The sequence below is a fragment of the Kitasatospora sp. NPDC054795 genome (assembly GCF_053611565.1).
The window spans coordinates 53,378-61,390 of record NZ_JBSHAP010000047.1 but is presented as its reverse complement, the minus strand read 5'-3'; the positions used below and the strand labels follow the sequence as shown (position 1 = coordinate 61,390).

The window sequence follows — 8,013 nt, the reverse complement described above, 5'->3', positions numbered from 1 at the left end:
GCCGTACTCCGCCGTCCGCCCCCGGCGACCGAGGAGTCCGCCGGCTCCGGCCTGCACCAGCGGTGCAGGCCGAAGCATGCCGAACACGCCTTCAGGTCCCGGGGACGACGCGGTCTCGGCCGGCGACGCCGCGAAAGCCTCGACCGTCAGGCGGCGAAGGCGGCGAGGAGCTTGTCGGTGAGGCGGTCGAGGTAGTCGGGAGCGGTCGCCGTGCGGACGACCGCGAGGCGCCAGTACAGCGGGCCGGCGAGGAAGTCGAGTGCGAGCTCGCGGTCCACGTCCGCGGGGAGTTCGCCGCGGTCGACCGCCCGTTCCAGCAGGCCGGTGGCCTTGCCGCGGCGGGTGTCGCGGACGGCGGTCATCAGCACCTGCGCCAGCTCGGGGTTGCGACCGCTTTCGGCGAGCAGATCGGGGATGATCTTCGACGGGAGCCGGTGGCGCAGCGCCCCGTCGATCTCGGTGAGGAAGGCCAGGACGTCGCCGCGCAGGGTGCCGGTGTCCTCGGTCTCGGAGGCGTCCACGGCCACGGCCCGGATCAGGGCGACGGTCATGTCGAGCTTCGACGGCCAGCGGCGGTAGATGGCGGCCTTGCCCGCCCCGGCCCGCTTGGCGACCGCCTCCAGGGAGAGCCGGGCGTAGCCGACGTCTGCCAGTTCCTCGAAGAAGGCGGCGGCGATCGCCTCGGTCACGGAGTCCTGGAGCACCGGCCCGCCGGGCGTCCGGCGCGCGGGCTGCTCGGAGGGGCCGGGGGTCGCGGGCCGGGGCGCGGGCGTGTTGGACATTCCCCGAACCTACACCAGGCGGAACGCTTGCGTCTCGACTGGGCGGGAGCTAGCGTTTAGACGAGACGGAACAGTTCCGTCTCAACAATATCGGGAGTACCCGTGCGATTCCTCTTCGAGGACGAATCGTTCTCCTTCGAAACGCTCCGGGCGGCCGGATTCGCCAACTACGGCGGCGCCGACCTGGGCGAGGTCGTGGCCACCGCCCGGAACATCGGCGAAGGCAACGAGGCGGCCTGGCTGCGCGAGTGGAAGGCCACCGCCGAGCGCGTCCACGACATCGGCAACCGCGCCCTGACGGCCGGGCACCGGGTCAGCGCCCGCGAAGCCCTGCTCCGCGCGTCGAACTACTACCGCACCGCCGAGTTCTACCGCCGCGACGACCCCGCGAACGACCCCGAGGCCAAGAGCCTCTCCACGCTCTCCCGGGAGACCTTCGCCGCCGCGGCGGCCCTGCTGGACACCCCCGTCGAGGCCGTGACCATCCCCTACCAGGACACCGGCCTGCCCGGCTACCTGTTCCTCGTCGACGACTCCGGCGCCCGGCGCCCCACCGTCCTGTTCACCAGCGGCTTCGACTCCACGCTGGAGGAGGCGTACTTCGCCGTCGCCGCGGCCGCGCTGCGACGCGGCTACAACGTCCTCGCCTACGACGGTCCGGGCCAGGGCGCGGCGCTGCGCGAGCAGCGGCTCGCCTTCCGCCCGGACTGGGAGGCCGTGGTGACCCCGGTGGTCGACTACGCGCTGACCCGCCCCGAGATCGCCGCCGACGGGCTGGTCCTGTTCGGCTACAGCCTCGGCGGCTACCTGGCCGCACGCGCCGCCGCCCACGAACACCGCCCGGCCGCCCTGGTGCTGGACGACGGCCTGTACAGCTTCGGGGAAGCCCACGACCGGTTCATGCCGCCGTTCCTGCGCGAGTGGATCGAGGCCGGCCGGGACGACCTCGTGGAGCCGGTCATGGCTCTGCTCATGCAGGCGAGCACCCAGTTGCGGTGGGCCCTGCGCAACGGGGTGTGGACGTTCGGCGCCGCATCGGTGGCGGACTACATCCGCCGCACCGCCGACTACACCCTCGACGGCGTCGCCCGGCTCATCGACTGCCCCACCCTCGTCCTGGACGCCGAGAACGACCAGTTCTTCCGCGGCCAGCCCCAGCGGGTCCAGGCCGCACTGACCTGCCCCCACACGCTCGTCACCCTGACCGAGGCCGAGGGCGCGGGCGAACACTGCCACATGGGCGCCATGTTCCGCCTCCACCAGACGGTCTTCGACTGGCTCGACACCACCCTGGCGCGGGCAACCGGGCCCGCGAGCTGACGGGCGCGCCCGCCGGCCGACCACTCCACGCCGACCCGCCCCGCGCCGCATGGACCGACCCGACCACGCCCGCGGGACACCCCCACGGGATGCGCCTCCGGCCGGGTCCGTCCCCTGCGCGAACCCGACCGGCTGCCCGTGCGGCACGTACGGGACGGGCGCGTCGACCAGGCCTGCGGCCGGATCCGGGTGCGTCTGTCCTGTGCGTGGAGATCGATCGTAGGCAGCCGGGCCTTACCGATCGCTTACCGATTCCTGGCCGCTCGCCATCGCCACCACACGCCGCCCGGCACCGCCCCGCACCGCCCCGCGCCGCCTCGCGCCGCCTACCGGATGTCGCTCAGCTCCCGCGCCTCCTCCAGCACCCGCGCGGCCGACTCCGGCAGCCCGGCCGCCCGGTACGCCCGGCCGAGCGCGCGCAGCGCCTCCGCCAGGAAGGAGCGCCAGCCGCGGGCCCGCCACACCAGCACCGACTCCTCCAGGTGCGCGACCGCCGAGGGGTGGTCGCCCGCCGCCAGGTCCAGCTCCCCCAGGATGCCGAGGGCCTGGGCGAGGTGGTGCCCCAGGTCGAACCGGCGGGCGATGGCCAGTGCGGCCTCCGCCGTCTCCCGGGCGCGGCCGTCGCCGGTGCCGGCGTACAGCACGGCCAGGTAGAGCAGCGAGAACGCCTCCACATAGCGGTCCTTGAGGCAGCGGGCCATGGCGAGCGAGTGGAGGAGCAGCTCCCCGGCCCGCTCCGCCTGGCCGGCCCGGCCGTGGGCGGCTCCCAGGAACTGGATGGCGGTCGCCTCGAAGCGGGTGTTGCCGATCAGCCGGGCCAGCCGCAGCGTCTCGGCGAGGTGCTCGATCGTGCGGTCGAGGTCCGTCTCCCCGTGGGCGATGGCGATGATCTGGTGCGCCCGGGCCTCGCCGCCCGGGTGGTCGTGGGCGGTGGCGAGGTCCAGGGCGCGGTGGCCGGCCTCCAGGGCCTCCCTCTCGCGCCCCTGGGCCACCAGGCTCCAGGCCGTCAGGACGAGGGCGTCGGCGGTCCCGCGCTCCTCCCCGACCTGCTCGAACAGCCGCTGCAGGTGCCGGGCGCGGTCCTCCAGCGCGACCATCGTCTCGGTGCCGTCCGCCAGGTCGACGGCCGTCCCGGAGCCGTCGGCCGGGGTGGTCCAGGTCGTCACCTCGATCAGGCCGCGGGTGAGCACGGCCGTGCCCAGGGTGTCGCCGGCGGTCCGGCAGGCCTGGAGGACGGTCAGGTGGGTGGTGCGCCAGTCGTCGTACAGGCCCCGCACGTCGCAGTACTTCTCCTGGCAGGCGGCGAGGTCCCACGCCACCGGCACCATGCGCAGCGCGGCGGCCTGCCGGGCGCTCGTGTTCAGGGCCGGCTGCTCGGCGTCGAACCAGGCCATCGGGTCGTCCAGCAGCGCCGCCGCGACGCCGGACGGCATCGGGTGGCGGGGTGCGGTGCCGTGGATCGGCGCGAAGCACGGCCCTGGCACCTGGTCGGCCGCCTGCTCGGCCAGCCAGAGCCAGGCGCCGAAGGCCCGTTCGAGCGCGGCGGTGCGCGCGGCCGCTGCGTCCGCGGCCTCGGAGTGCTCGCGCGCGTACAGCCGGACGAGGTCGTGGAAGCGGTAGCGCAGGTGCGGCTCCGTGCCGGTCTCCTGCAGGAGTTGGGCGTCGATCAGCTCCTCCAGCTGCCGCTCGGCCTGCTCCAACGGGATGCCGGCCATCGCCGCCGCGGCCCACGGCGCGAAGTCGGGCGCGTCGAGCAGTCCGAGCAGCCGGAACGTGCGGCGGGTCGGCTCCGACAGCCGGGCGTAGCCGACGGCGAAGCCCGCCCGTACGGCCAGGTTTCCCACGGCCAGCTCGTCGAGCCGTCGCCGTTCGTCGCGCAGCAGGTGGGCGAGCCGGGCCAGGGTCCAACGCGGCCGGGCGGCGAGGCGGGCCCCGGCGATGCGGACCGCCAGCGGCATGCCGCCGCACAGCTCGACGATCTGGGCGGCGGCCACCGGTTCGGCGGCGACCCGCTGGTCCCCGAGGATGCGGCGCAGCAGCGTCCGGGCGTGGGGGGCGTCGAGTTCGTGCAGGTCGACGAGCCGGGAGCCGGGCAGGGCGGTGAGCGCGGCGCGGCTGGTGACGAGGACGGCCGGTCGGGCACCGGGCCGGTCGTCGGACCCGTCGCCCGGCCCGTCGTCCGCAGCCGCCGGTGTGCCCGGGAGCAGCGGGACGAGCTGCTGCTCCCCCGCGGCGTTGTCGAGGAGGACGAGCGTGCGGCGGCCGGCGAGCAGGGTGCGGTACAGCGCAGAACGCTCCTCCAGGGAGGCCGGGATCTCCCGGGGGTCGGCGCCGAGGGCGCGCAGGAAGGCGGCCAGGACGCCGGCCGGGTCGGCGGGCGTCTCGTCGGCCCCGCGCAGGTCCGCGTAGAGCCGGCCGTCCGGGTAGTCGACGGCGGCGAGGTGGGCGGCGCGGACGGCCAGCGCGGTCTTGCCGATGCCGCCCATGCCCGCGATCACCGGTACCCGGCCGGTCGCCAGGGCGTCCAGCACGATCCGCACCTGCTCGTCGCGTCCGGTGAAGTCCGGGACGTCCCTGGGGAGTTGGGAGGGCACGCGGGCGGGCCCGGAGTCCGGTCGGGCGCCCTCCCGGTCCTGCGCCAGCAGCGCCAGGAAGACGTTCCGCACCTGCTCGCCCGGCTCGATCCCGAGCTCCTCGGACAGCCGCCGGCGCAGCGCCTGGAAGCGGCGCAGCGCCTCGGCCGCCCGACCGTCCGCCGCCAGCAGTTCCAGCAGGGCGGCCTGCAGGGGCTCGTCGAACGGGTGCTCCTCGGCGAGCGCCGTCAGGGCGGGGACGGCGGTCCGGGACGCTCCGGCGGCCGTCGCGGACCGGGCCAGCGCCAGGGTGGTGGCGCGCACTTCGTGCTCCACGGTCGTGACCAGCGGGTCCTCGCGGTTCACCCGTTCCAGCCCGGCCAGCACCGGGCCGCGCCGCAGGCCGATCGCCCCGGCCGGGTCCCCGTCGGCGGCGAGTCTGCGGAACCGTCCGAGGTCCACCGCGTCCGGCCCGGTCACCAGTCGGTAGCCCTGCCCGTCGGACTCCAGCGCCACCGCCTCGTCCCCGAACCGCCCGAGCCAGGTGCGCAGCCGCGACATCCCGGTGTGCACCGCGCCCCGACCGACCCGGTCCGACTGCTCCGCCCACACGAGGTCCAGCAGCCGCCCCACGGGCAGCCGTTCCCCCTCCGCGAGCAGCAGGGCCCCCAGCAGCCCCCGCAGCACGGTGGCCCGCGGCAGCGCCTGCGGCACGGCGTCCACATCGACCGTCAGGGGCCCCAGCAGCCCGAACGTCATCTTCATCCGCTTCAGCCCCTCAATGCTCACGACCGCACCGAGGCCCGCCCCGCCGCCCGATCGGGTGGCGCCCACCGACCTCGGCACGACCCTGACACTAGTCCGGGCACTGATCAACAGCGGCCACCGGCCCTGCGGTCCGCCGCCCGGCACCGCACCTCGGCGGTATCGCAGCTCGTCAGTACCGCACCTCGACGGTGGCTCCGGCGGCTCGCAATTCGGCCGCCACGGCCTCGGCGAGGTCCGACGTCACGTCATCGAGGACAACCGCGGGCAGCCGACCGAGCAGAACCTTGCCGTGCCACAGGCTGAGCCCGGTCCGACGCCTGACGGCCTTCGCGACCTCCAGCACGCGCGGCCCCGCATCGGTCACCACCAGGCGGATGGGCCCCTCGTCACAGACCAACTCGAAGTACCCGTCCGCCGCCACCACTCCCCCGCCCCCAGCCCTTGCCCTTGCCCTTGCCCTTGCCCTTGCCCTTGCCCTTGCCCTTGCCCTTGCCCGGAGAATAGACACTGCCGCACCACCCGGTCGACCGAGATTCGCCCGACCCGAGGGACCGCGACCGGACGTCGGCTGCGGGGACCGTGCAGCACGGTCCCCGCGGCGGACGGCCTACTGTCCGGCGGCCGTCTTCATGTAGGCGGTCCAGATCCGGGCCGGCACGGTGGCGTCGGAGGTGTCCGGGGTGGCGCCGCCCAGGCCTTCGAGGGAGAGGAGCTTCATGTCCTTCAGGTCCGCGCGGAACACGGTGACCGCCGTCGACAGCTGCCCGTTGTAGCCGACGAACCAACCCGCCGTGCGGTCCGCGGTGGTGCCGGGTTTGGCGGCCAGGTTCGGGCCGGCCTCCGCCGCCGGCTTGGCGGCCCCGTCGCGGACGGAGCCCTTGAGTGCCGCGTCCACCTCGCCCGCGACCGCCGGGGTGAGTGCCTGGGTGGCGGCCGGCAGGCGCAGGGGGAGCTGGACGCCGTTGCGGGAGATCCTGAGCACCGAGTACGGGTCGGTGTGGGAGCCGCCGGCCGCGAAGGCGGCGTACGCGTCGGCGGTGCGCAGGGCGCTGGGGGTGGAGTTGCCGACGCCGAGGGCCGGGACGAGTTCGCCGAGGCTGTTGGGAAGCAGGCCGAGGTCGGTGGCGGTCTTCTGCACCTTGTCCAGGCCGACGTCCATGCCGAGCTGCATCAGCGGCCCGTTGACGGACTGTTCGACCGCGTTCCGCAGAGTGACGCTGCCCCAGTTCCGCTTGCCGTCGTTGGCGGTCTTGACGATCTTCCCGTCCCGTCCCCAGTACGGCCCTTCCGGGGTCATCACGTTCACCCCGTCGTCGCCGTTGTAGGTGGTGGTGGGCGCGACCGGGGTGCGGTCGCCGCCGCGCCGGCGCTGCACTCCCTCGCCGAGCCCGGCGGCGTACACCACCGGGGTGAACGCCGAACCGATCGGCACCGTCGTGGTGTTGGCGTTGTTGAAGCCCTGCTTCAGGTAGTCGGGGCCGCCGTAGAGCGCGACGACCCGGCCGTCCGGGGCCAGTGAGGCGGCGCCGACCTTCAGGAGCTTGTCGGACTCCCGGTTGTCCGGGTCGATCCCCGCGGTGCCCTGCTGGACGGCGGCGACCAGGGCGTCGACCTTCGGCTTCTCGAAGGTGGTGCGGATCTGGTAGCCGCCGAGGTCGAACTGGGCCGGGGTGATGTCGCTGTGGCTCTCCACGTAGGCGCGGGCCGTGTCCACCAGGTACCCGATCTGGCCGCTCAGTCCCGCCGACTTCGGCTGCGGCTTGGGCTCGGGGAACACCGTGTATCCGGCGCGCTCGGCGGCGGACAGCTTGCCCACCTCAACCATCCGGTCCAGGATCCAGGACCAGCGCTCCTCGGCCCGTTCCCGGTTCCCCGCGCTGATCGCCGGGTCGTACTGTCCGGCACCCTTCAACAGGGCGGCCAGGAAGGCGCCTTCGCTCGGGTCGAGCTGGGAGACGTCCTTGCCGTAGTAGGCGGCCGCGGCGCGCTCGATGCCGTAACTGCCGCGCCCGAACCAGCTGGTGTTCAGGTAGCCGGCCAGGATGTCCTGCTTGCTCATCCGGTCGTCCAGCTTGATCGCGATGGCGATCTCGCTGAGTTTGCGGGACATGTCCTGACGCTGGTTCAGGTAGATGTTCTTGACGTACTGCTGGGTGATGGTGGAGCCGCCCTGGGTGTCGCCGCCGGTGACCATCTGGACGACGGCACGGCCGATGCCGGTCACGGAGATGCCCGGGTCGGTGTAGAAGGTCTCGTTCTCGGCGGCCAGCACCGCCCACTGCACCGGCTCCGGCACCTGGGTGAGCGGCACCTCCTGCCGGTTGGTCGGGCCGATCCGCGCCATCTCGGTGCCGTCCGCCCAGTAGTAGACGTTGTTCTGCTGGGTGGCGAAGGAGTTGAGGTCCGCCGGGACGGCGGTGTTCGTGTAGAACCAGGCCAGCCAGCCCGTCAGCGCCGCCGCCCCGGTCCCGGCCACCAGCACCTGCTGCCGCCAGGAGGGGAGCCAGCGGCGGACTCCGCGCCGTCCGCGGCGCGGGTAGTCGATCCGCAGGAACCGGCGCAGGGGCGAA

5 protein-coding genes are annotated in these 8,013 nt (G+C 74.1%); 1 reads left to right on the top strand and 4 read right to left on the bottom strand.

The features are described from left to right. Positions 1 to 146: 146 nt before the first annotated feature. Positions 147 to 782, bottom strand: a complete 636-nt coding sequence (locus tag ACWGJO_RS18835) for a TetR-like C-terminal domain-containing protein (RefSeq protein WP_452185113.1) — start codon at positions 780 to 782, stop codon at positions 147 to 149. A gap of 102 nt (positions 783 to 884) precedes the next feature. Here ACWGJO_RS18835 and ACWGJO_RS18830 point away from each other — a divergent pair, with 102 nt between their 5' ends. Then, positions 885 to 2,102, top strand: coding sequence for an alpha/beta hydrolase family protein (locus tag ACWGJO_RS18830; protein WP_452185111.1), 1,218 nt, complete (start codon positions 885 to 887; stop codon positions 2,100 to 2,102). A gap of 326 nt (positions 2,103 to 2,428) precedes the next feature. On the opposite strand, the gene ACWGJO_RS18825 is transcribed toward ACWGJO_RS18830, so the two are convergent. The 3 genes from ACWGJO_RS18825 to ACWGJO_RS18815 all read right to left on the bottom strand — a co-directional run bounded on the left by ACWGJO_RS18825 (position 2,429) and on the right by ACWGJO_RS18815 (position 7,919). Further along, complete coding sequence (locus ACWGJO_RS18825) at positions 2,429 to 5,464, bottom strand: ATP-binding protein (protein ID WP_452185109.1); 3,036 nt, start codon at positions 5,462 to 5,464, stop codon at positions 2,429 to 2,431. 148 nt (positions 5,465 to 5,612) lie between these two features. Beyond that, positions 5,613 to 5,864: a ribosomal protein L7/L12 gene (locus ACWGJO_RS18820; RefSeq protein ID WP_452185107.1), complete on the bottom strand. Its 252-nt coding sequence runs from the start codon at positions 5,862 to 5,864 to the stop codon at positions 5,613 to 5,615. A 186-nt stretch (positions 5,865 to 6,050) separates the two neighbouring features. Then, positions 6,051 to 7,919 (bottom strand): transglycosylase domain-containing protein, encoded by a 1,869-nt coding sequence (locus ACWGJO_RS18815; protein WP_452185105.1) that lies wholly within the window; start codon positions 7,917 to 7,919, stop codon positions 6,051 to 6,053. Positions 7,920 to 8,013 lie beyond the last annotated feature (94 nt).

Coding starts and splice junctions, on each gene's coding strand:
- ACWGJO_RS18835 (WP_452185113.1), bottom strand. CDS start 782: ATGTCCAACACGCCCGCGCCCCGGCCCGCGACCCCCGGCCCCTCCGAG.